This is a genomic window from Polaromonas sp. (assembly GCF_030689685.1).
GTDB lineage: Bacteria > Pseudomonadota > Gammaproteobacteria > Burkholderiales > Burkholderiaceae_C > Polaromonas.
The window spans coordinates 23698-46331 of the sequence record NZ_JAUYEY010000064.1; the positions used below are offsets into that span (position 1 = coordinate 23698).

Below are 22634 nucleotides of genomic sequence, written 5' to 3' on the forward strand. Positions count from 1 at the left end.
CGCTCTGCCCTGCGGCTGCAGGGTGTGCACGCATGCCGGGGACAAGGCCAGGGCCGGCGGTTCTGTCGCGATAAGGGTATCCGACAATCCGGGCCATGCTTGATTTTTGCAAAAGTTCAATCAACAGCGCCCTGCCCAAGGTCCTCAACCGGTTTCACTATCCCCTCGAAGTGATGCTGACGTGGATGCGTTGGTATGTGGCCCAGTTCACCTTTTCTCGGTCATTTTTCATCCTTATCGCGACCGAACCCTCGGGCGCAAGCCGCGCATCGAAGGCGGCGTCGAGCCAAAGGTCCCTGCCGCCGCCTGCTTCATCGTCGACATGGGGTCAGCGCGCAATAGGGGTCGCAGCCGATGCGCTTGAGCGTGGCGTCGATCCAGGCGACGTCGAGGGTGCCTTCGGCGATCTGCTGCAGGGTCTTCCGTTCGGCGACGCCCTTGGCCTGCGTCGCTTCGAGGATGATCGGCGCCTGGTCGATCGGCACGCACAGCACGCCGTCGGCGTCGCCGACGACCAGGTCACCGGGATGGATCACCATGCCGTCGATGGCGACGGGCACGTTGATCTCGCCCGGGCCGTCCTTGTAGGGGCCGCGGTGCGTGACGCCGGCAGCAAACACCGGGAAGTCGCCGGCCGCGATCATGTCCAGGTCGCGGATCGCGCCGTTCATCACGAAGCCGGCCACGCCGCGCCGCTTGGCCGTCGTCACCATCAGTTCGCCGATCAGTGCGTTGCTGAGGTCGCCGCCGCCGTCAACCACGATCACGTCGCCAGGCTGGGCCAGAGCAATCGCTTTGTGGATCATCAGGTTGTCGCCCGGCCGCGTCTTCACCGTCAGCGCCGGGCCCGACAGGTAGCCGGCTTTGTGCATCGGGCGCAGGCCGGCGCCGCCGGCGGTCATGCGCGACATGGAGTCGCTGATGTTGGCGACAGGCAGGCCGTGGAAGGCCTGCACGAGGCTGGCGTCGATGCAGCGGTGCCGCTTGAGGATCTGGAGACCGATCATGGTGTTCTCGTGGAGTGGATGGGGAAGGAAGCAAGGAGGAAGCTGTCGTCCAACTGCTGCAGCGAAGTCACGCCCAGCATGGCCATGTTGCGCGAGACCTCCAGCCGCAGCAGCTCGATCGCGTGCAGCACGCCGGCCTCGCCGGCCACCGCGGCTGCGTAGTTGAACGGCCGGCCGACGAAGACGAACCGGGCACCGAGCGCCAGCGCTTTCAGCGCGTCACTGCCGCGGCGCACGCCGCTGTCGAGCATGACCGGCACCTCGGGGCAGGCCGCCACGATCTGCGGGAGCACGCGCAGCGGCGCCACCGCGCCATCGAGCTGGCGGCCACCATGGTTGGAGATGATCAGGCCATCGGCACCGTGGTCTACCGCGATGCGGGCGTCGCGCGCATCGAGGATGCCCTTCACCACGAGCTGGCCCGGCCACAGCTGACGGATCAGGCGCAAGTGTTGCCAGTTCAGGTGGCCGCGGTCGGAGAAATCGCGCTCCACGCTGGCTGACAGGATGGGCGTACCGCGACGGGCGTAGTTGTTCTCGAAGTGTGGAAGGCCGTGGCGCGCGATGGTCTTGAGGAAGGTGCCGAACAGCCAGCGCGGATGGGTGAGGCCTTGCCAGGCCAGCGCCAGGTTGGGCCGCAGTGGGGTGGAGAAGCCGGCGCGCACGTTGTTCTCGCGGTTCGATGCCACCGGCGTGTCGACCGTGATCACTAGCGTCTTGAAGCCGGCCTGCTGCACGCGTTGGATCAGCGCGGTGATGTTGGCCTCGTCGCCCGGCAGGTAGGCCTGGAACCAGGCGGCGGGGTTGGCCTGCGCCACTTCCTCCATCCGGATGAGCGACGAGCCGCTCATGATCATCGGGATGTTCGCGCGCGCGGCGGCCTGCGCCAGCACCAGGTCGCCCCGATACGCGGACAGGGCGTTGATGCCCATCGGCGCCATGCCGAACGGCGCCGCGTAGGTGCGCGCCAGCAGCGGTGTGGCAGTGGAACGGCGCGAGATGTCCACAAGGACCCGCGGCACGAAGTCGTACTGCTCGAAGGCTTCGCGGCAGGCGTGCAGCGAGCGGTTGCGCTCCACCGCGCCGGAGATGTAGGCGAAGATCGGCCTCGGCAGCTTACGCCGCGCGGCGGCCTCGAAATCGTCGAGGCAGAGGATGGGGCGCAGGCGCGGCGGCAGCACGCCGGCTGGTGCGGAAGAGGCGGCGCCGGCAGCGGGGGCGGCCCGGCACATCGCTGCGCCTTCTGCGGTTTCATGGATCTGCATGTTTTGGAACTCCGGCGTCAGCGCATGGCCAGGTTGGGGAGGAACAGGACCAGTTCCGGAACGTAGGTGATCGTCAGCAACATCGCCACCAGCGCGAGCAGGAAAGGCCACAGCTCACGCGTGAAGTCGGTGATGCTCACCTTCAGCAAGTTGCAGACTACGTACATCACTAGCCCGAACGGCGGCGTCACCAGGCCGATCATCAGGTTCATGACGACCATCACGCCCATGTGCACCGGGTCTAGCCCGAGGGTGTCGAATACCGGGACCAGCACCGGCACCACGATGATCAGGATGGCGGTGGCATCGAGAAACATGCCGAGCACCAGCAGCACCACGTTCAGCAGCAGCAGGAACAGTATCTTGTCGTCGCCGATGACGCCGAGCAACTGCACCACCGCCTGGCCGACCTGCTCACGCGCCAGCAGCCAGCTGAAGGGCGCGGCAGCGGCGATCACCAGCATCACCACCCCTGTCTGCATGCCGGTGTCAATCAGGATTTTTGGCAGCTCCGGCAAGCGCAGTGATCGGTAGCCGATCAGGGTCAGCGCGAGCGCGTACAGCACCGCCACGGCACCGGCTTCGGTCGGCGTGAACACGCCAGCGAGAATGCCGCCCAGGATGATCACTGGCAGCATCAGGGGCGGGCCGGAAATGCGTAGCGCCGAGCCGACCTCGCGCAGCGTCGGGCGCTTGCCGCGTGGGAAGTTGCGCCGGCGTGCGATGACGTTCACCGCGATCATCAGGTACAGACCCATCAGGATGCCGGGGATCGCGCCGCCCAGGAACAACTGGCCGATCGAGACGCCCGCGATGGAGCCGTAGATGATGAACGGAATACTGGGCGGAATGATCGGGGCGATCACCGCGGTGGCGCCGCTCAGCGCCGCGGCGAAGCGCGCACTGTAGCCCGACTTGATCATCACTGGCACCAGGATCTTGCAGTCCGACACCGCATCGGCGATCGCCGAGCCGGTCATGCCGCCCATCACCATGCTGTTGACAACGTTGACCTGGGCCAGGCCGCCGCGCAGGTGCCCCACCAGTGCAGTCGCCAGTTTGCTCAGCTTCTCGGTCAGGCCGCCGCCCATCATCAGGTTGCCGGCCAGCAGGAACAGCGGGATCGCCATCAGGGGGAAGCTGTCAGCGCCGGTGACAATGCGCTGCGGCAGCACCATCAGCGGCACGTCGCCGAGCGAGAGGAAGGCCGCCATCGCGCTGAGCACCATGGCGAAGGCCACCGGCATGCCGATGGCGAAAAGCACCAGCGTGGTTCCAAGCAGGACGTACATCATGGCGCGGTCTCCTCTCCGCCCGGTACGGCCACTGTCGGCAGCGTCCCCTTGATGCGGCGCACCGTGCGCTCGACCTGGTAGGCGAGCATGATCGCGGCGCTCACCGGCACCGCGCCGTAGACCCAGGACATCGGGATCTCCAGCATCGTGGCTTCCACGTTGGAGTTCACTTCGACGATGCCCAGGCCCTGCACCAGCAGCACCACCAAGGCCACGACCATCAGCGCGTCGACCAGCCACGCCAGCGCCAGCTGGGCGCGCCGCGGCAGTAGCACCACGATGGTTTCGACGATGATGTGCCCGCCGTGCCGATAGGCCACTGCGGCGCCGAGAAAGGTGATCCAGACGAACGCGTAGCGCGCCAGTTCCTCGCTCCAGGACAGCGGGTTGCCGAGGACGAAGCGGCAGTACACCTGCAGAATCACGGTGCCGACCATGACCGCCATCAGGAGCGCGACCACCGTTTCCGTACCGTAACGCCACAGGAGGCTGGCGGCCTTGAGGGGATAACCCCTCCAGGAGGCCGTTCCGCCCAGCGGCGGCTCGGGAGTTGTCTGTATTTGCATGGCTTCCATCTCGAATGTGATTGCCTGGTTCAGGCGGGGGGATGGGCGAGCGGGGGACGGCGGAGCCAGTGCTTCACGCGCCCCGCTATCAGGAACCGATCAACCGGCCGTGCGCAGGATCTGGTCCAGCAGGCCGGGCTTCCACTTGTCGGCGAACTTCGGCGGCACTTCCTTCAGCACCACGTCGGCAAAGGCCTTGGTGTCCGGCTCGATGACCTGCATGCCCTTGTCCTGCAGCGCCTTGCGCAGATCCGTTTCCTGCTTGGCGATCTGCTCGTCGGCGAAGGCGGCCGAATCGTCCACCGTCTGCTGCAGGAGCTTTCGGTCCGCATCGGGCAAAGATTGCCAGAAGCGTTCACTGGCGACCATCCAGCCGTTGCCGCGCACGTGGGCGGTCAGCACCAGGTACTTCTGTACATCATGGAAGCTGTTGCCATGGATGGTGGCGAGCGGGTTCTCCTGACCGTCGATCGTGCCCTGCTGGAGTGCGGTAAACACTTCGGGGAACGCCATCGGCGTCGGGCTGGCGCCCAGCGCTCGCCATGCGGCGATGTAGACGGGAATCTCCGGAACGCGCAGTTTTAGTCCGCCGAGGTCCGCCAGCGTCTTCACGTGACGGGTCTTGGTGGTCAGATGGCGGGCCCCACGGTTCACGATTCCCAGGACTCGCACGCCTTTCTTGGTAAGGAACTCCTGGTGCATGGCTTGGCCGATCGGTCCGGCCAGCACGTTGCGCAGGTGCTGCTGGCTGCGGAACACGTAGGGCAGCTCCAGTGCGCCGTACTGGGGGGCGGCGACGCTGATGATCAGCGATCCGCTGCGGCCCATCTCGATCGATCCGATCTGCATCGAGTCGTACATATCCTTCTCGGCGCCGAGCTGCCCCGAATGGAAATTCTGCACGTTGATGCGGCCGCCGCTGCGCTCTGCGGCCAGGGCCTTGAGCTTCTCGGCGAAGTGGAACCCATCGCCGCCGCGACCATCGGTGTGGTTGAACCGGATAGTCAGCTCCTTCGCATGCGCCGGCGAGGAGATCATTGCGCCGCCGATTCCAACCGCTCCGATGGAGCCGATCGCCGCCAACACCCCGCGCCGCGTGGCGCGTCCTTCGAATACTGATTTCATAGGTTTTGTCTCCATATAGTTGTTGGGGGGCAGCCCCATTTCGCCCGTGCGCGGCGGCCGATGCACCCGCGCTCAACCACTGCCCTGGTTTGATCTGTCCGCCTAGCCCTGGAAGTAGGCGCTCTTGAGGTTCGTGAAGAACTCCTGGTTGCTGTGGCCAATGGAGTAAGCGCCCAGGCCAGAGCCCTTGATGCCGCCGAAAGGCATGTGGGCCTCGCTGTTGGTGCCGTGGTTTACGTGCACCATGCCGCTTTCGCTCTCGCGCACGAAGCGCAGCGCCTCGTCGACATCGCGGGTGAAAATGGAGGCGGCCAGGCCGTACTCGACCGAATTCGCCACCTCGAAGGCCTCGTTCACGTCGCGCACCGCGATCATCGACAGCACCGGACCGAACACTTCGTGCTTGGCCAGCAGGTTTTCCGGCGACACGTTGTCGATCAGCGTCGGTTCCAGGAAATTGCCCAGGGCAAGTTCACCGTCTTCCAGCACCCGGCCGCCAAAGCGGATGCGGGCGCCCTGGTCCAGGCCGCTGGCCACGTTGCGCAGCACGGAGGCGCGGTGCTGGTCGGTGACCAGCGGGCCCATCTTGCTGGAGGGGTCCCAGGCCGGGCCGACCTTGATGGCCGCGATTTCCGCCGCCAGCGCCTCGGTCAGTTCGTCGGCAAGGCTTTGCAGCACGATCACCCGGCTGACAGCAGTGCAGCGTTGGCCGGTGGTGGTGAACGCGGCGGACGAGATTTGCTTGGCGATGTTGGCAACATCGGCGTAGCCGAGGACGACGGCCGGATTCTTGCCGCCCAGCTCCAGCTGGGTGCGCACAAGCCGGCGGGCCGCCTGGGCATTGATCTCGGTGCCGGTCTTGGTCGAACCGGTGAAGCTGATGCCGCGCACCAGCGGATGCCGCACCAGCGCCTCGCCGGTGCCGCGACCCGTGCCCAGAACGAGGTTGATCACGCCCTTGGGCACCCCGGCTTCCTTGAACACTTCCATCAGCTTGACGGAGGACCAGGGCGTGAGGTCCGAGGGCTTGAACACGGTGGTACAGCCGTAGGCAAGGGCCGGGCCGATCTTGCGCACTGGCGTCAGGACCGGGAAGTTCCAGGGAGCGATCGAGCCGATTACGCCGATTGGCTCGCGGAAGGTCATCGCGAAACCGTTGCGCTTCTCGCTGGGCTGCGTGTGGCCCTCCATCCGGCTGGCCTCGCCGGCGGCGAAGCGCAGTTCCTTGACCGCGCGCCCCACCTCGCCGCGGGACTCGACCAGGATCTTGCCCTGCTCGGCGGAAACGACGAAGGCCAATTCTTCGGCGCGGCGTTCAATGATGTCGGCTGCGCGGAACAGAATGGCGCCGCGTTCGGGGCCGGGCACTTCACGCCACGTTTTCCAGGCGCGGTGCGCGGAACTGACGGCGCGTTCGACGTCTTCCGCCGTGCTCTCGGCGAAATGGCCCAGCACCTGGTCGCGGCGTGCCGCGTTCGGCACGGCGACGGCCTTGGCGACGTGTTGCCACTCGCCGTCGATGAAGTTGCCGTGGCGGCCGCCGATATTCTGGTCGAGCCAGCTTTGCATGTTCATAGGGACACTTTCCTGAGGTGGTTCTGTTGTCTTAAAGTTCGGCCCGCAGCAGCGCTTTCATCGTTTCCAGAGTCGGCTGGCGGGGGTTGACGGCGACGTTGCCCGACAGCATGGCCTCGCCGGCCACGGCGTCCAGGTCGGCTTCGGTAATGCCGAACTCGCCCAGCTTGGCGGTGATGCCGACGTCGGCCTTGAGGCTTTCGATCGCGACGACGGAGCGCTCGGCCGCATCGCGCAGGCTGAGGCCGGCGATGGGCTCGCCGAAGATCTCGGCGATGCGCGCAAACTTGACCAGGTTGCCCGGCAGGTTGTAGCGCATGACCACAGGCAGCATGATGGCGTTGGCCAGGCCGTGCGGAATATGGAAGCGCGAGCCGAGCGGCATCGCGTAGGCGTGCACCAGCCCGAGGCGCGTACTGTTGAAGGCCATGGCCGCCAGCGTGCTGGCCAGCAGCATGTCGGAGCGCGCCTGCTTGTTGCCGGGCTGGGCGACGGCGAGTCTCAGGCTGCGGGCGATGAGCGTCATGGACTGCACGGACATCGCCTCGGAAATTGGCTGCGTCGCGGTGCTCACGTACGACTCCAGCGCGTGGGTCAGGGCGTCGATGCCGGTGGCGGCGGTGATTGCCGGCGGCAGCGACATCGTCAGCTCGGGGTCCAGCAGCGCGATGCGGGCGCAGTTCAGAACGCTGCCGACGCCGAATTTCTGCTTCTTTTCCTTTTCCGAAAGCACCGACCAGATGGTCAATTCGCTGCCCGTGCCGGAGGTGGTCGGGATGGCGATGACCGGCACGCCAGGCTTGCCGATCTTGCCCATGCCCGCGTAGTCGCGGATGTTGCCGGGGTTGGTCATCATGACTCCGATCACCTTGGCAACGTCCATCGCGCTGCCGCCGCCAACGCCGATCATGACGTCACATTCCTTGGACTTGGCGAGCTCTACGCCGGCGTCGACGGAACGCGCGTCCGGGTCGCTTTCGATGTCGGTGAAGATCGTGACCGGCATCCCCCCCAAGACGCCGACGACGCGCTCCACCAAGCCGGCCTTGACCACCCCGGGATCTCCGACCACGAGGGCCCGCGTACCGCCGACGCTCTTCACGAGTTCGGGAAGGCGGGCGAGCGAGCCCCAGCCGAATTCGATGGCCGTGGGGTTGTGATAACTGAAAGTGGGTATGGTGGAGGTCATGGTTCTCTCGATGCACTGAAACGGGGCTTGGTTTGGCGCCTCGGGGGAGACGACTAGCTTGGCGCAATTGTTCCACCCTGAAAGAATGCCGTCTAATACATAATGGGTTCTAGATTGATACTTATACGGCATCAAAGATGATTGACATCCGGCACTTTCGTTACTTTCAGGCGGTCGCCGAGGAACTGCACTTCGGGCGAGCGGCGGCCCGCCTGTGCATCGCCCAGCCGGCGCTGTCGCGCCAGATCCAGCAGCTGGAAGAGGAAGTCGGTACCCTCTTGTTGCGCCGCACGCAGCGCCGCGTCGAGCTGCTGGCCGCAGGCAAGGTTTTTCTGGAGCGGACCAACCTGATCCTGGACGAAGTGGCGCGCGCCGCGATCGATGCGCGCCGCACCGGCGAAGGCCAGTTCGGACGCCTGTCGGTGGGCTTCATCCACTCGTCCACCTATGGCCTGCTGCCTTCGATCATCGAGCGCTTCCGGCACCTGTACCCGGACATCGAACTCGAGCTGCATGAGATGCCGATCAGTGAACAGCATGTGGCGCTAATGCGGGGCCTGATCGACATCGGCCTATTGCGTCCCCAGCCGGCGCCAGCCGAACTGGAAATTCAACCGGTGATGGAGGATCCCTTCCTGGTCGCCGTTTCGCACACGCATCCGTTGGCGAAGCGGGAATCGATTCACCTGAAGGAACTCGTCGACGAGCTGATGATCATGTTCCCGAAGCGCGGCAGCCCGCTGTTTCACTCGCGGGTGACGGCGATGTGCGAGCGCGCCGGCTTCACGCCGCGAGTGGTCCAGCAGGCCACCCAGATTCACACTGTCGCAGGCTTGGTGGGTGCCGGCCTCGGATTGGCGATCATTCCGGGCACGGCACGTAACCTGCACCCGAAGGGCGTGCACTTCCTGGAGATTCTCGACCGGCCGGAGCCGGTCCATGTGGCGCTCGGATGGCTGCGCGCCAAGGAAGACATGCCCGCTGTGCGCTCATTCCGGCAGGTCACGCTGCTGGTCGCACAGCAGCTCCACACGAGGCTGCACTAGTAGATTGAATCATTGAAATTAACAGTGTAGCCTCTATATCTGGAGGTATGACACCGTTGAAACTGAACGCACAAGAAATGGCCGATCTGCAAAGCGTGATGCGCAAACAAACGGGCAATGCGGCGCTGGCGCGTCGGGCGCGTTGCGTGCTGCTGTGCGCTGCAGGCTCTCGGCGCGTTGACATCCGCCTGGCACTGGGCTGCGACGATGGCTTTATCAGCCGCTGGACGCGCGCTTATGCTGCTGCGGGTCTGGCGGGGCTGGTATCCCACCATCCGGGACGAGCACCTTCTCGTCCTGTGGCCAAGTTGGAAGCGCGGGTGCTCGATCGCACCTTGAAGTGCAAGCCGCGTGATGGCTCCACGCACTGGAGCAGTCGCAAACTGGCTGCCGAGCTGGGCGACGTGTCCTTCTCTGCCGTGCAGCGCATCTGGCGCAAGCACGGCGTGCGACCCCACCGGCTGGACACCCACATGGTCTCGGATGATCCGGACTTCGAGGCCAAAGCCGCCGAGATCATCGGGCTGTACCTGCAGCCGCCTGAGCACGCCGTCGTATTCTGTGTCGATGAGAAGACCGCCATTCAGGCGCTGGACCGAAGGGACAGACAATTGCCGCTGACACAGGGGCGCGCCGCGAGTCACGGCTTTGAGTACAAGCGCAATGGCACGCTGAGCCTGTTTGCGGCCCTGAATACGGCCACTGGTGAGGTGGTGGGTAAGACGGCCCAGCGGCACACCAGCGAGCAGTTCGTGCGTTTCCTCGAAGACATCGTGGCCGATCACGATGAGGACCAGCAAATCCATGTGATCTGCGACAACGTGAGCAGCCACAAGACGGCCTTGGTCGAGACTTGGTTGCTGCTGACGCCGAACGTGCATATCCACTACACGCCCACCTATTCGTCCTGGCTCAACCAGGTGGAAATCTGGTTCGCCAAAATCCAGCGCGATGTGATCGCGCGCGGCATCTTCCCCAGCACCAAGGACCTGGACAAGAAAATCATGCGCTACATCCGCGAGCACAACAAACACTCCAAACCCATTCGATGGAAATACGCCAATCCAAAGCATCGGATTACAAGCAATCTCATTGATTCAGTGAACTAGTGCTGCGCCAATTTGTTCTGTATTCATTGCCTGGCTCGCCAGCGCGGCCTTTGTGCGCGCGGTCTGCGCCAAAACCAAAAGCGCGTTTATCGAACCGCAGATCAGGCAGCACCTGGACTACCTCGAGGGCGAACTCGGCCAAAGCTCCTGGTTTGCCGGCGAGGCCTTCAGCGGCGCGGATGTGCAGCTCAGCTTTGTGCTGGAAGCGGCCGCAGCGCGTGGCGGGCTTGATGGCAGTCGGCCCAAGCTGATGGATTTCCTGCGCCGCATTCACGCCCGGCCGGCTTACCAGCGGGCGATAGAGCGCGGCGGTGAATACGCCATTTTGACCTGATATTTTAAGCCTTTTTGGCCTCCAGCCCTTGAGGGGCGGGCGCCAATAGCTATTGATTTAGGAGCAAAAGAAGAGGCCGGCGGTGCGTCGGGCACGCCGGGGTGGGACGTGCTTGGCTACGGTTCAGCGGAAACCGAAGTAAGACAGGATGAAACCAATGATGACGACAAGGCCGACGATGTAAATGATGGTATTCATGATGTCCTCTGGAGTTTTTGTTGGCGTTGCCGGGCTGGCTTGCCTTCCGAGAACAGATCATGGCGGGATGCAGCGCCTGCGGCTGTAGGCCCTGCCTGCCAGGCACCGTCGGACAAACGCGCTACAGCTCCGCCGCCTCGACCAGAAAACGAACCCGCCTGATGCCCTGCCATTCGTCGGCATCGAGCCGGAAGGCGAGTTTGACGCGCGCCGGCAGGGACTCGGTGTGGCCGAACCAGATGCCGTCCACCGGCTGGCCCTGGTGCTTGAGCTTGAGCGCCAGGTGTTTGTCGCCGACCAGGCGCTGCGACACCACCTCGACTTCCTCGCTGAAGGTCGGCGCCGCAAAGCCCTGGCCCCAGACCTCCCGGTGCAGCGTGTCGACCAGATCGGCGCGTCGGTACTGCGGCGCCAGCGGGCCGTCGGTGTCGAGACGGCGCGTCAAGGTGGCGGCATCCAGCCACTCATGTGCGACCTGCTGCAGCGCTTGCTCGAAGACCTCGAACTGCTCCTCGTGGATGGTGCAGCCTGCCGCCATGGCGTGGCCACCAAAACGCAGCAGCACGCCGGGATGACGCTTGGCCACCAGGTCCAGCGCGTCGCGCAGGTGAAAGCCGGCAATCGAACGGCCGGATCCCTTGAGTTCATGTTCCCGGCCCGGCGCCTGGCTGGCCGCAAATACAAAGGTCGGGCGGTGCAGCTTGTCCTTGATGCGCGAGGCCACGATGCCGACCACACCTTCGTGAAAGTCGGGGTCAAAGATGGCAATCGCCGGCGGCGGCAGCTCGTCTTCGTCGATCATCGCGTCGGCGGCGTACTGGGCCAGCTCGCGCATGCCGGCCTCGATGTCGCGGCGCTCGCGGTTGATGCCGTCTAGGGTTTTGGCAAGTTCGTCGGCCCGGCCCGCATCGTCGGTCAGCAGGCACTCGATGCCCAGGGTCATGTCGCTGAGCCGGCCGGCGGCGTTGATGCGCGGCCCGAGCGCAAAACCGAAGTCGAAACTGGTGGCCACGGCGGCCACACGGCCTGCCGCAGTGAACAGCGCCGCCACACCGGCTGGCAAGGCGCCGCTGCGTATGCGTTTGAGACCCTGGGCCACGAGGCGGCGGTTGTTGGCATCGAGTTTGACGACGTCGGCGACCGTGCCGAGGGCAACGAGGGGCAGCAAGGTGTCCAGTTTGGGCTGATTGCCTGAATCGAAAACGCCACGCTGTCGCAACTCGGCGCGCAGGGCCAGCAGCACATAAAACATCACGCCGACGCCGGCAATCGATTTGCTTTCAAATGTGCAGCCGGGTTGGTTCGGGTTCACGATCACATCGGCGTCGGGCAGCACGATGGCACCGTCCCTGAGTGCCGGCAAATGGTGGTCTGTCACCAGCACCTGCATGCCGAGTGCGCGCGCGCGCGCCACGCCGTCCATGCTGGCAATGCCGTTGTCCACTGTCACCAGCAGGTCGGCGCCCGTGGCCTTGACGCGTTCGGAAATCGGTGCGGTCAGCCCGTAACCGTCAACCACGCGGTCCGGCACGATGTAGCCGACCTGCTTTGCGCCCAGCAGGCGCAGGCCGCGCAACGCGACGGCGCAGGCGGTGGCGCCGTCGCAGTCGTAGTCGGCCACCACACAGATTTTTTTGTTCGCGGCGATGGCGTCGGCCAGCAGCGCGGCGGCCTCCTGCGTTCCCTTCATGGCCAACGGCGGCAGCAGCCGGGCCAGGCCGTCGTCGAGTTCGTCGGCGGTGCGCACGCCGCGCGCCGCATAGAGCTGCGCCAGCAGCGGGTGAATGCCAGCCTGCTCCAGCGCCCAGACGCTGCGCGGCGGGGCTTCACGTACTATGATTTTCATAGCTGTTCACGCCCGTCCCATATGGGCTGGAGGCCTGAAACACGTTTGAATCGGGACCAGAGGCCGGTTTCAGCGGGTAAAAAACTTTGCGCTGCTCGGTCGCCGCACAGCGTCAGTCGTGCGTCCCCACCGGCACGCAGAACGACCAGCAGCGCAGCGCAGGCGTCGGCGTCCACCGCCTGCCAGGCCTTCGCATGCGCGGCCATATCGCCGCGCAACGCGGGCGCATGCAGGCGCGATTCAACCTGCACATCGCTGGCAGGGGCAATGGCATGGTCCAGCACACCGGCACCAGTGACCCAGAACGAGTTGACCGGCGCCAGGCCGAGCTGCTGCCGCGCCTCGTTGGTGGGGTGGGTGTAGAGCAGCATCTGCATCTCGTTTTGCAGGCGGCGCAGGGTGGCAGCCGGCGTGCCGGCGCCGTCCAGCAGAGAACGCGTGAGATGCCGGCCCATCAGGGTGTCCATGGACACGCTGCGCAGGCCGCGAAAGACGTCGCCGGTGGCCAGCCAGGTGCCGGGCAGCGTGCCGCAGGGCGCCAGCGTGATGCCGTCTTCCAGGAAATAGGGCGCCATCGCGGCCAGCAGCGTGCGGGAGGTTTCTTCGTCGAGCGCCAGATCCTCAGGGGGCGACAGCCGCACATGGTCGGCGCCGACCTGCCAGTGGCACAGCTTGATGAAGGCACAGGGCAGGGCGATGCTGCCGGTTTTGAAGGCGGCCCAGGGAATCTGGCCGGAGCTGCCCGGCAGCCCATAGGCTTGTGCGAGTGCAAGTTCAAAAGGCGTGGACGGGTCGTCCTCGCGGCATTCGATGCGTTCATGCGGTGCCATAACGGCCAGCAGCGCGCGCAGATGGGTCGTCAGCGGCTGCAGGGGCGGCGCAGGCTCGCCGCCGCCTTGAGGCAGCACGGCCCCGGCAATGATCAGATGGAGTTGGTCCGGCATGGACCTATTGTCCGGGATTGCCAGGACGATCAAGAGGGCTCACTAGCCTGATGCCACAATTGGCCCATGCAAATCCCCTACGAACTGATTTTGGGCTGGCGCTACACCCGCGCCGGCCGCGCTACACGGCGCAACGGTTTTATTTCCTTCATCTCGGGTGTCTCCATGCTGGGCATTGCGCTGGGTGTGGCGGCGCTGATCATTGTGCTCAGTGTGATGAATGGCTTCCAGAAAGAAGTGCGCGACCGCATGCTGGGCGTGATCTCGCACATTGAGGTGTTTGCACCCAATGGCGCGCCACTGCCCGATGTGGCGACCACCCTGGCCGAAATCAGGCAGAACCCGCAAGTCGTCGGTGCGGCCAGCTTCATCGCTGCGCAGGCCCTGCTGGCACGCGGCGAAGACATGAAAGGCGCCATCGTGCGCGGCATTGACCCGGCGCTGGAGGGTCAGGTCACGGACCTCGCCGTGGACCTCAAGGACACCGCCTTGCCCAAGTTGGTGCCGGGCGGCTTTGGCGTGGTGCTCGGCGGCGAGCTGGCACGCGCGCTGGGTGTGCGTGAAGGTGACCTGGTGACCCTGATTGCTCCTAGCGGTCAGGTGACACCGGCCGGTGTCGTGCCGCGCCTCAAACAGATGACGGTGGTTGGCACCTTCGACTCTGGCCACTTCGAGTATGACTCGGCGCTGGTCATGCTGCACCAGGACGATGCCGCAAAAATTTTCCGCCTGGAAGGCCCGACCGGCATACGTATCAAGCTCAAGGACCTGCACCAGGCGCGCGAAGTCGCTGCAGAGCTGTCGCGCAGCCTCAGCGGCGATTTGCTGATCCGCGACTGGACGCGGCAGAACCGCACCTGGTTTGCCGCAGTGCAGCTTGAAAAACGCATGATGTTCATCATCCTGACGCTGATCGTCGCGGTGGCCGCTTTCAACCTGGTCAGCACGCTGGTGATGACGGTGACCGACAAACGCGCCGACATCGCGATCTTGCGCACGCTGGGCGCCAGCCCGAAAAGCATCATGGGCGTGTTCATGGTGCAAGGCGCCATGGTCGGCGTCATCGGCACCTTCTCTGGCCTGCTGCTGGGGTTGGGCGTTGCGCTGAATATCGACGTGCTGGTGCCAGCCCTGGAGCGCTTGCTGAACGCCGACTTTTTGCCCAAGGACATTTACCTGATCAGCCGCATGCCCAGCGATCCGCAATATGCCGACATCATGCCGATTGCCGTGATTGCGCTGGTGCTGGCTTTTCTGGCCACCATTTATCCGAGCTGGCGCGCCAGCCGTGTCAACCCCGCAGAGGCACTGAGATATGAATAAGCCGGTTTTGCTCCCTCTCCCTTTGGGAGAGGGCAGGGGTGAGGGCTCTCCGGCCACGCACGCAGACGAAGTGGTCCTGAAGGCCAGCGGCCTGACCAAACGTTTCCACGAAGGCCCGATTGACCTGACCGTGTTGCACGGCGTGGACCTAGAGGTCATCGCCGGCGAAACCCTGGCCATCGTCGGCGCTTCAGGCTCCGGCAAAAGCACCTTGCTGCACTTGATGGGTGGGCTGGACGCACCGACCAGCGGCCAGGTCGAACTCAAGGGCCAGTTGTTGTCTTCCTTGTCGGCGGCCGAGCAGGGCCATCTGCGCAACCAGCACCTGGGTTTTGTCTATCAGTTCCATCACTTGTTGCCCGAATTCAGCGCCCTGGACAACGTGGCCATGCCCTTGTGGATACGGCGTCAAGACCGCGAAAAAGCGGCGCAAACCGCCACGGCCATGCTGACCAGCGTGGGCCTGAAAGACCGCGTTCACCACCGCCCCGCAGAGCTTTCAGGCGGTGAACGCCAGCGCGTGGCGATTGCCCGTGCCCTGGTCACGCGGCCAGCCTGCGTGCTGGCCGACGAACCTACGGGCAACCTGGACCGCACCACCGCTGACGGCGTGTTCGAGCTAATGCTTCAACTGGCGCGCGAGCACGGCACGGCGTTTGTGATGGTGACGCACGACGAGGCGCTGGCGGGGCGTTGTGGGCGAATGTTGCGCCTGACCACTGGCAAGTTGGCAGACTGAGGGTGCGCGCGTGCAAGCATAAAACGCTTGCAATTGCTTGCGCAATTTGCTAGCATCACGGCGTGAACACCAAGCAACGTAAAACGCTGCGCGCCATCTTCGCAAAGCCTACTTCCGCAACTATTGCTTTCTCAGACATTGAGGCTTTGATTGGGGGATTGGGTGGCGAGGTTCATGAAAGGGCGGGTTCGCGCGTCAAGCTTGTCTTGAAACAGGAGCAGTGGCGCTGCCACCGTCCACATCCCGGTAAAGAAGCCAAGCGTTACCAGGTCGAAGAAATCCGGGAACTGCTTGAGCGCGTTGGAGTTGAACCATGAATACGATGAACCACAAAGGCTATACCGCCCGCATTGAGTTTGACGAGCGCGACAACATTTTTGTTGGGCGTGTACTGGGCTTGCGCGCGATGATCAGCTTTCACGGCGAGACAGTTGCCGAATTGCATGCGGCTTTTGAAGCTGCGATTGACGACTTTTTGCTCGATTGCAAGGAACAAGGGTTAGCGCCAGAACGGCCGGCCTCGGGCAAGCTGATGCTTCGCGTTCCGTCCGAGGTCCATGGGGCGGCATTGGTTGCTGCTCAGGCTTCGGGGAAAAGCCTTAATCAGTGGGCGACAGAGGTACTGCAAACTGCCGCGCACGGGTAAGGTGCGCTCGCCTTAAAGAATCCGGTTAAACCACAGCAGCGACAGCGAGGCCGACATCAGCGCGAGCACCGCCGCAGCGAGCGCCAGCAGGCCAGAAATCTCAGTTTCCTTTTTCTCAACGGTCAGGCGCGAGCTCAGAGTTTCATAAACCTTTTTCAGGTCGGCGGCCGTGCCGGCATAAAAATATTCGGCCTGGGTTTTGGTGGCGATGGCCTTGAGGGTTTCTTCGTCGAGCTTGACGCGCATGGACCAGCCTTCGAAACCGATGGTCTCGCCGTCCACGGTGCCCACCCCCACGGTGTAGATGCGCACGCCGCGGTCGGCCGCCATTTTTGCCGCTTCCAGGGAGTCAACGCCGGTGGTGCGCTGGCCGTCGGTCAGCAAGATGATGGCGGCCGAGGTGTAGGAGCCGGGCGCCACCGGTGTGAAGTCTTTTTTGGCTTCCTTCGGTGCCTGGTCGATGGCCACACCGCTGCTGCGGTTGCGGCCATAGGTCAGCGATGCCAGATCGATGCCGGCATCGGGAAACAGCTCACCGAGCGACACCACAATGGCATTGCCGATGGCGGTGGCACGTTGTAGCTGGAACTTGTCAATCGCTGTCACCAGGTCTTCGCGACTCAGTGTGGCCGGCTGCACCACGGAAGCGGTGCCGGCAAAAGCGACGATGCCGACACGCACGCTGCGCGGCAACTCGGCCAGAAAAGCCTTGGCGGCGTTTTGCGAAGCCACCAATCGGTTGGGCTGCACGTCGGTGGCGCGCATGCTGCCCGACACGTCCATCGCCAGGATGATGGTTTCCTGCTGCAAGGGTAGCGTGATCACGGCAAACGGCCGTGACGAGGCGAGCAGCATTGCCGCCATCGCCAGCAAAAACAGCAGTGGCGGAATGTGACGCCGGAAGGTCTGCCCGCTGCCCATGGCTTCGCGCACGATGGACAGGCTGGCATAACGCAGCGCCATTTTCTTTTTGCGCCTGAGCAGCCAGACATACACGGCCACCAGCAGCGGCAGGGTCAGCAGGAGCCAGAGGAACTGGGGCCAGAGAAAAGTGACGGGTGAGTTCATGGGAGGGACTCCTGCGGGCCGCTGTCAGGCGGCCGCCTTGAGAGGGTCGGGCAGCTTGCGCTGGCCTTTGCCGGCGGCGCCGGACGACTGGCTGCGGCGCTTGCGAAGTTCGGTGAAGCGCATGATGGCGTCCACCAGGTCTCCGTCGGTGGACAGCTCCAGCGTATCAACGCCGGCACGCACCAGCGCTTGCCGCAACTCGGCTTCACGCTGCGCGGCAATACGCGCAAAACGCTTGCGAAAACCGGCGTCGTGGGTGTCCACCAGCAATTGCTCGCCGGTTTCCGCATCGCGGATCGGGATCAGACCGAGGTCGGGCAGTTCGAGCTCGAGTGGATCGAGCAGCCGCACCGCCACCACTTCATGACGCTGCGCGAGCTGGCCCAGGGTTTTCTCCCAGCCGGGCTCGCTGATGAAGTCCGACACCACAAACACCGTCGAGCGCCGACGCAGCAGCCTGGCGGCCGAGCGCAGCAAATCGTCCAGCCGCGTGGTGGTGGTGCCGGTGGCTTCGGGGCGTGTCTGCATGGCGTGCAGCATGTGCAGCACATGGGGCCGGCCGCCACGCACGGGCAGCACGGTGTCCACGCCGCTGCCGTAAAGCATGGCGCCGACGCGGTTGCCGTGGCGGGTGAGCAGGCGCGCCAGCACGGTGACAAATTCCGCCGAGACCTGGCTTTTGCGCTGGTTGCCGGAACCGAAATCGACCGAGGGGCTCAAGTCCAGCAAAAACCAGCTGGCCATTTCGCGGTCTTCGGTGAATACCCGGACATGCGGCGACTGCAGGCGTGCGGTGACGTTCCAGTCGATATGGCGCACGTCGTCGTGGTGCTGGTATTCGCGCAGGTCGGCCAGGTCCATCCCAGTGCCACGCATCAGGGTGCGGTAGTCGCCCTGCAGCAGGCCGTCGAGCCGGCGCAGTACGGTCCATTCGAGGCGGCGCAGCACATGTTCGGCGCCGGCGCCGGGGGCCGATATCGCCGCCACCGAAGTGCTTGCGGCTTCGACAGGCTCAGCCCGAACGGATTTAAGAAACCAGTTCTTCATGGCGAGCGAACGACCGTGGGGGCCATGTTTTTCCGCCGGGCCGCCCCAAGGAAAAATGCGCCCCCTCGGGGGGCAGCGCACTACACGAAGTGAAAAGCGTGGGGGCCATATTCACGCCACCAGTTTTTCATGTTCAAGCGGCCGGGCCGGAGCGGGCACTTTGGACATGATTTTCGCGACCACGGTGTCGGCGTCCAGCCCTTCGGACAGCGCTTCGTAAGACAGCACCAGGCGATGGCGCAGCACGTCGGGCACCAGGTCGGTCATGTCTTCGGGGAGTGCGTAGCTGCGGCCGCGCAGCATGGCCAGCGCACGCGCGCCTTCGGTCAGGTTGATGGTGGCGCGCGGGCTGGCGCCGAAGGTGATGAAGCGGTCCAGCTCCTTGAGGCCATGTTTTTCGGGCGTGCGGGTGCTTGACACCAGGCGCACCGCGTACTGAATCAGCGACGGGTCCACATAGACGCGGCGGCATTCGCGCTGCAGTTCGGCCAGTTGCTCGGTGGTGGCCACACGGCTGACCGCGACGGCCGGGCCAATCACGCGCTGGACGATGACGAACTCTTCCTCGTCGGTCGGGTAATCCACCCGCACCTTCATCATGAAGCGGTCCACCTGGGCTTCGGGCAGCGGGTAGGTGCCTTCGGTTTCAATCGGGTTTTGCGTGGCCATCACCAGAAAGGGTTCAGGCACGCGGTGGGTTTCGCCGGCAATCGTCACCTGGCGTTCCTGCATCACTTCCAGCAGTGCACTCTGCACCTTGGCAGGCGCGCGGTTGATCTCGTCGGCCAGCAGCAGGTTGGTGAACACCGGGCCCAAAGAGGTGCTGAAGTCGCCGGTCTTCTGGTTGTAGATGCGGGTGCCCACCAGGTCGGCCGGCACCAGGTCGGGTGTGAACTGAATGCGCTTGAAATTGCCCTGGATGGTGTTGGCCAGGGTCTTGACGGTCAGGGTCTTGGCCAGGCCCGGCACCCCTTCGACCAGCAGGTGGCCCTGGGCCAGGATGGCGACCATCACACGCTCCAGGAAACGGTCCTGCCCGACCACCACGCGTTTGACTTCATAGAGGATCTGCTCCATCAGTTGCGCGGTGTGGGCGTCCTGCGAGGATGAGGGGGCTGGCATGGGTGAGTGTCCTTAGAAAGGGGTCAGGCCGACGGCCGAGGCGGCGTTTTCAATCGGAACCGCAAACGCAATGCCGACAAAGCTGCGGTGCTGGTTTGGGTTCAGGATGGCGGTCACGATGCCGACCACCTCGCCGTCCATGGTGACCAGCGGGCCGCCCGAATTGCCGGGGTTGGCGGCGGCGTCGAACTGGATCAGGTTGCGGATGTCCTGTTTGCCCTCTGGCGAGCGGAAGGTGCGTTTGAGGCCCGAGATCACGCCGGACGAGGCCGAGGGCCCGATGCCGAAGGGATAGCCGACCGCCAGCACGTGGTCGCCGGGCGCCAGGTCGCCGGTCGAACGCATGGTGGCGGCAATCATGTCGTCGGGAATTTTGTGCGCCTGCAGCACGGCCAGGTCGTTTTCAGGCTGCAGGCCAGTGATGTGCGCCGTGGACTCCAGCCCGTCGGCAAACACCACCTTGATGGTTTGCGCGCCCTGCACCACATGCAGGTTGGTCAGGATGATGCCCTTGTCGACGATGACGACGCCGGTGCCGACGCCGAATTCCACATCCTCTTTGCCGTCCTTGCTTTTGCCGTAGGACACCACGCGCACGACCGAGGGGCGAATCGCTTCGTAGGCCTTGGCAACCGCCGACGGCAACTGGGTGGTTTCCAGCGTCTTGAGTACGGCGGCGTTGATGTCTTCCTGGGTCAGCTTGCGCGGCATTGGCCGCAGCGACAGCAACAGGCTCAGGCAAAGCAGGGCAGTCAGAACCAGCAGCGCCGACCAGAGCAGCCGGGGATTGGACGAGGAGAAAAACCGGGTGGCCGGCGCCGCGTCCGGGGCTGACGTGTCCTGCGCAGCAGCAGCGGGGGGCTGCTTGCGCGCCGTGTCCGTGGAGGGTCTGCTGGAGCTGCTGTAGCGGGCTGGCCTGCGCATCCGTGTCACCTGTAAAAATGATTTTTTGGACTGACATTGCACGGTATCACGTCTTGTCCATCCCTGCATATTGTTCGGTGATCCGGGGACATTTTTCCGCAAGACGCCCCGGACGATTGAGGCATCATTGGCTCATGTCTGTCTGGATAGATACCCATTGCCACCTTGATGCCGCCGAGTTCGCCGGCGACCGCGCCGCCATGCGCGCGCGGGCTGCCGCCGCAGGGGTGGCACTTTGCGTGTTGCCGGCAGTGGGGGTGTTCAACTTTGCGACGGTGCGGGAATTGGCGAACCAATTTGGCGACAGTTATGCCCTTGGGATTCACCCGCTGTATGTCAAACAGGCCCAGGACGGTGACCTGGCGCTGCTGGACGCCGAACTGGCTTCGCGAAAAACCGACCCCAGGCTGGTGGCGGTGGGCGAGATCGGACTCGATTATTTGGTGCCGGAACTCAGCCAGAGCCCGCTGCGCGAGCGCCAAGAGTTTTTTTACCGCGAGCAGCTTTTGCTGGCGCGAAAACACGGCTTGCCGGTGATCCTGCATGTGCGGCGCTCGGCCGACCGGCTGCTCAAACATCTGCGCGAACTGGCGCCGCAAGGCGAGCCTTGGCGGGGCATAGGCCACGCCTTCAACGGCAGCGTGCAGCAGGCCGGCGAATTTATCAAGCTGGGCCTCAAACTCGGTTTCGGCGGAGCCGTGACCTTCGAGCGGGCGCTGCAGTTGCGACGCCTGGCGGCCGAGCTGCCGCTGGCGGCACTGGTGCTGGAAACCGACGCGCCCGATATTCCCCCGCACTGGCTGTACGCCACCGCTAAACAGCGCGCCCAGGGCCAGGCCCAGGGCCGCAACGAGCCGGCCGAGTTGCCGCAAATTGCTGCCGCGGTGGCACAACTGCGCGGCCTGAGTGTCGATGAACTGGCGGCAGCCAGCACAGTCAATGCGCTGTCGGCGCTGCCCCGGCTGGAAAAGTTGCTGGCATGCTGACCGGCCTGCCACCGCTGGTATCTGCCCACACCCGGCTGCTGATTCTGGGCAGTTTTCCGGGCGTGGCTTCGCTGGCGGCCCAGCAGTACTACGGCCATCCGCAAAACCACTTCTGGAAGATTTTACAAGCCATTTGGCCCTCCAGCCCATGTCCAGCGGGCGTAGACAGCTATCAAATTCGTAGCGAATGGTTGTTGGCCAGGAAGCTCGGCGTGTGGGATGTGTACGCGGCCTGCGAGCGCGAGGGCAGCCTGGACAGCCGTATCCGCAAGCCGGTGGTCAATGATTTTGCGGCGCTGCAGCGGCTGTGCCCGCAGCTTGAAGCGGTCGCCCACAACGGCGCAGAAAGCTTCAAGCTTTCGCGTCACACCTTGCTGCTGGGCTTGCCGGTCTACCGGTTACCGTCCTCCAGCCCCGCCAATGCCTCCTGGTCCTTCGAGTGCAAACTCGCGGCCTGGCGCGAGGTCTTTGAAAAACACCGATTGATTGACTGATAGCCGACTGCTTACCGATGGCCCGCAAAAACACCGACACCCCGCTGGACCTCCCCGAGGTCAACTTTTCCGACTTTGGCGACGTCCGTTACCTGCACCTGGGTACCGAGTGGGTACAGGGTTCGATGCTGCTGGACAAACCTTTCGACATTGAGCTGGAGTACGTCCAGCGCATGATGGCCTGGCTGCTGTTTGTCGAGCCGGACGCGGTGGCGGCGCGGCATGCGATGCAGCTGGGCCTGGGGTCGGCGGCGCTGACCAAGTTCTGCTACAAAAAGCTGAAGATGAAAACCACGGCGGTGGAACTCAACCCGCAGGTCATTGCCGCCTGCCGGTTGTGGTTCAAGCTGCCGAAGGACGATGCGCGGCTGAAGGTCATCCTGGCCGATGCGGCGCAGGAAATCCGCCACCCTCTGCACCTGGGCCGCGTCGATGTGCTGCAGGTGGACCTGTACGACCACGAGGCGGCGGCGCCGGTGCTTGACAGCGAGGCCTTCTATGCCGATTGCCGTGAAGCGCTCAGCGAGGACGGTCTCATGACGGTCAACCTGTTTGGCCGCGACTCCAGCTACCTGCGCTCCCTCGAAAAAATTGCCGAGGCGTTTGGCCCAGAGTCGGTCTGGGCTTTCAAGCCGACGCGCGAGGGCAACACCATCGTGGCCGCGCAACGCGAGCCGATCCGGCCTGATCGCTCCGAGTTGGTGCACAAGGCCGACGTTATTGAATCGCGTTTTGGCTTGCCCGCTAAAAAATGGCTGCGGCTGTTCAAGCCTGTTTGCTGAGCGC

At 64.3% G+C, this 22634-nt stretch carries 22 protein-coding genes and 2 pseudogenes; 11 read left to right on the plus strand and 13 right to left on the minus strand.

Going from position 1 to position 22634, the window contains the following annotated elements; all coding sequences use genetic code 11:
- Window positions 1-95: 95 nt before the first annotated feature.
- Window positions 96-203, plus strand: a pseudogene (locus Q8O29_RS15080) (IS6 family transposase); the annotation flags it as partial.
- Between the two features lie 108 nt (window positions 204-311).
- Here Q8O29_RS15080 and Q8O29_RS15085 read toward each other — a convergent pair.
- The 7 genes from Q8O29_RS15085 to Q8O29_RS15115 all read right to left on the minus strand — a co-directional run bounded on the left by Q8O29_RS15085 (window position 312) and on the right by Q8O29_RS15115 (window position 8022).
- Window positions 312-1007, minus strand: a complete 696-nt coding sequence (locus Q8O29_RS15085; protein WP_305564198.1) for an RraA family protein — start codon at window positions 1005-1007, stop codon at window positions 312-314.
- Window positions 1004-2239, minus strand: coding sequence for an alpha-hydroxy acid oxidase (locus Q8O29_RS15090; RefSeq protein ID WP_305564249.1), 1236 nt, complete (start codon window positions 2237-2239; stop codon window positions 1004-1006). Before Q8O29_RS15090 ends, Q8O29_RS15085 begins: the two co-directional genes overlap by 4 nt.
- Window positions 2240-2289: 50 nt before the next feature.
- Window positions 2290-3567 carry a TRAP transporter large permease gene (locus tag Q8O29_RS15095; RefSeq protein ID WP_305564200.1) on the minus strand — a complete coding sequence of 426 codons (1278 nt, stop codon included), beginning with the start codon at window positions 3565-3567 and terminating at the stop codon, window positions 2290-2292.
- The gene (locus tag Q8O29_RS15100; protein WP_305564202.1) at window positions 3564-4142 is read right to left on the minus strand and encodes a TRAP transporter small permease; all 579 of its coding nucleotides are present in this window, start codon (window positions 4140-4142) and stop codon (window positions 3564-3566) included. Before Q8O29_RS15100 ends, Q8O29_RS15095 begins: the two co-directional genes overlap by 4 nt.
- A gap of 90 nt (window positions 4143-4232) precedes the next feature.
- Window positions 4233-5258 (minus strand): TRAP transporter substrate-binding protein, encoded by a 1026-nt coding sequence (locus tag Q8O29_RS15105; RefSeq protein WP_305564204.1) that lies wholly within the window; start codon window positions 5256-5258, stop codon window positions 4233-4235.
- Window positions 5259-5360: 102 nt separating this feature from the next.
- The gene (locus tag Q8O29_RS15110; protein ID WP_305564206.1) at window positions 5361-6833 is read right to left on the minus strand and encodes an aldehyde dehydrogenase; all 1473 of its coding nucleotides are present in this window, start codon (window positions 6831-6833) and stop codon (window positions 5361-5363) included.
- 31 nt (window positions 6834-6864) lie between these two features.
- Window positions 6865-8022, minus strand: coding sequence for an iron-containing alcohol dehydrogenase (locus Q8O29_RS15115; RefSeq protein ID WP_305564208.1), 1158 nt, complete (start codon window positions 8020-8022; stop codon window positions 6865-6867).
- A 137-nt stretch (window positions 8023-8159) separates the two neighbouring features.
- On the opposite strand from Q8O29_RS15115, the gene Q8O29_RS15120 reads away from it, so the two are divergent.
- The 3 genes and pseudogenes from Q8O29_RS15120 to Q8O29_RS15130 all read left to right on the plus strand — a co-directional run.
- Window positions 8160-9068, plus strand: a complete 909-nt coding sequence (locus Q8O29_RS15120) for a LysR family transcriptional regulator (RefSeq protein WP_305564210.1) — start codon at window positions 8160-8162, stop codon at window positions 9066-9068.
- 47 nt (window positions 9069-9115) lie between these two features.
- A complete protein-coding gene (locus tag Q8O29_RS15125; protein WP_371134253.1) occupies window positions 9116-10177 on the plus strand; it encodes an IS630 family transposase in 1062 nt (353 codons plus the stop codon).
- Window positions 10178-10232: 55 nt separating this feature from the next.
- Window positions 10233-10511 (plus strand): annotated as a pseudogene (locus Q8O29_RS15130) (glutathione binding-like protein); the annotation flags it as partial.
- 319 nt (window positions 10512-10830) lie between these two features.
- Here the strand turns inward: Q8O29_RS15130 and recJ are convergent.
- Both recJ and Q8O29_RS15140 read right to left on the minus strand, forming a co-directional pair.
- Window positions 10831-12555 carry a single-stranded-DNA-specific exonuclease RecJ gene (gene recJ, locus Q8O29_RS15135; protein WP_305564212.1) on the minus strand — a complete coding sequence of 575 codons (1725 nt, stop codon included), beginning with the start codon at window positions 12553-12555 and terminating at the stop codon, window positions 10831-10833.
- Window positions 12552-13499: a phosphoglycerate mutase gene (locus Q8O29_RS15140; protein WP_305564214.1), complete on the minus strand. Its 948-nt coding sequence runs from the start codon at window positions 13497-13499 to the stop codon at window positions 12552-12554. The genes recJ and Q8O29_RS15140 overlap by 4 nt, the downstream gene beginning before the upstream one ends.
- 66 nt (window positions 13500-13565) lie before the next feature.
- Here Q8O29_RS15140 and Q8O29_RS15145 point away from each other — a divergent pair, with 66 nt between their 5' ends.
- The 4 genes from Q8O29_RS15145 to Q8O29_RS15160 all read left to right on the plus strand — a co-directional run bounded on the left by Q8O29_RS15145 (window position 13566) and on the right by Q8O29_RS15160 (window position 16207).
- Entirely contained in the window at window positions 13566-14822 is a 1257-nt protein-coding gene (locus Q8O29_RS15145; RefSeq protein ID WP_305564216.1) for a lipoprotein-releasing ABC transporter permease subunit, read from the plus strand.
- 70 nt (window positions 14823-14892) lie between these two features.
- A complete protein-coding gene (lolD, locus tag Q8O29_RS15150) occupies window positions 14893-15561 on the plus strand; it encodes a lipoprotein-releasing ABC transporter ATP-binding protein LolD (protein ID WP_305564253.1) in 669 nt (222 codons plus the stop codon).
- 62 nt (window positions 15562-15623) lie between these two features.
- Window positions 15624-15878: a type II toxin-antitoxin system HicA family toxin gene (locus tag Q8O29_RS15155; protein WP_305564218.1), complete on the plus strand. Its 255-nt coding sequence runs from the start codon at window positions 15624-15626 to the stop codon at window positions 15876-15878.
- Window positions 15875-16207: a type II toxin-antitoxin system HicB family antitoxin gene (locus Q8O29_RS15160; RefSeq protein ID WP_305564220.1), complete on the plus strand. Its 333-nt coding sequence runs from the start codon at window positions 15875-15877 to the stop codon at window positions 16205-16207. Before Q8O29_RS15155 ends, Q8O29_RS15160 begins: the two co-directional genes overlap by 4 nt.
- A 12-nt stretch (window positions 16208-16219) precedes the next feature.
- Here Q8O29_RS15160 and Q8O29_RS15165 read toward each other — a convergent pair whose 3' ends face one another.
- From Q8O29_RS15165 to Q8O29_RS15180, 4 genes are all read right to left on the minus strand, one after another.
- The gene (locus Q8O29_RS15165) at window positions 16220-17275 is read right to left on the minus strand and encodes a VWA domain-containing protein (protein WP_305564222.1); all 1056 of its coding nucleotides are present in this window, start codon (window positions 17273-17275) and stop codon (window positions 16220-16222) included.
- A gap of 24 nt (window positions 17276-17299) precedes the next feature.
- Entirely contained in the window at window positions 17300-18322 is a 1023-nt protein-coding gene (locus Q8O29_RS15170; RefSeq protein ID WP_305564224.1) for a DUF58 domain-containing protein, read from the minus strand.
- Between the two features lie 111 nt (window positions 18323-18433).
- On the minus strand, window positions 18434-19444 hold the full coding sequence (locus Q8O29_RS15175) for a MoxR family ATPase (protein WP_305564226.1): 1011 nt from the start codon (window positions 19442-19444) through the stop codon (window positions 18434-18436).
- Window positions 19445-19456: 12 nt separating this feature from the next.
- A complete protein-coding gene (locus Q8O29_RS15180) occupies window positions 19457-20368 on the minus strand; it encodes a S1C family serine protease (protein WP_305564228.1) in 912 nt (303 codons plus the stop codon).
- A 134-nt stretch (window positions 20369-20502) separates the two neighbouring features.
- Here Q8O29_RS15180 and Q8O29_RS15185 point away from each other — a divergent pair, with 134 nt between their 5' ends.
- Genes Q8O29_RS15185 through Q8O29_RS15195 form a run of 3 tightly spaced genes read left to right on the plus strand, consistent with a single transcriptional unit; the run spans window position 20503 to window position 22630 of the window.
- Window positions 20503-21354 (plus strand): TatD family hydrolase, encoded by an 852-nt coding sequence (locus Q8O29_RS15185; protein WP_305564229.1) that lies wholly within the window; start codon window positions 20503-20505, stop codon window positions 21352-21354.
- A complete protein-coding gene (locus Q8O29_RS15190; RefSeq protein ID WP_305564231.1) occupies window positions 21348-21848 on the plus strand; it encodes a DNA-deoxyinosine glycosylase in 501 nt (166 codons plus the stop codon). The genes Q8O29_RS15185 and Q8O29_RS15190 overlap by 7 nt, the downstream gene beginning before the upstream one ends.
- Window positions 21849-21865: 17 nt before the next feature.
- On the plus strand, window positions 21866-22630 hold the full coding sequence (locus Q8O29_RS15195) for a spermidine synthase (protein ID WP_305564233.1): 765 nt from the start codon (window positions 21866-21868) through the stop codon (window positions 22628-22630).
- Window positions 22631-22634: the final 4 nt, after the last annotated feature.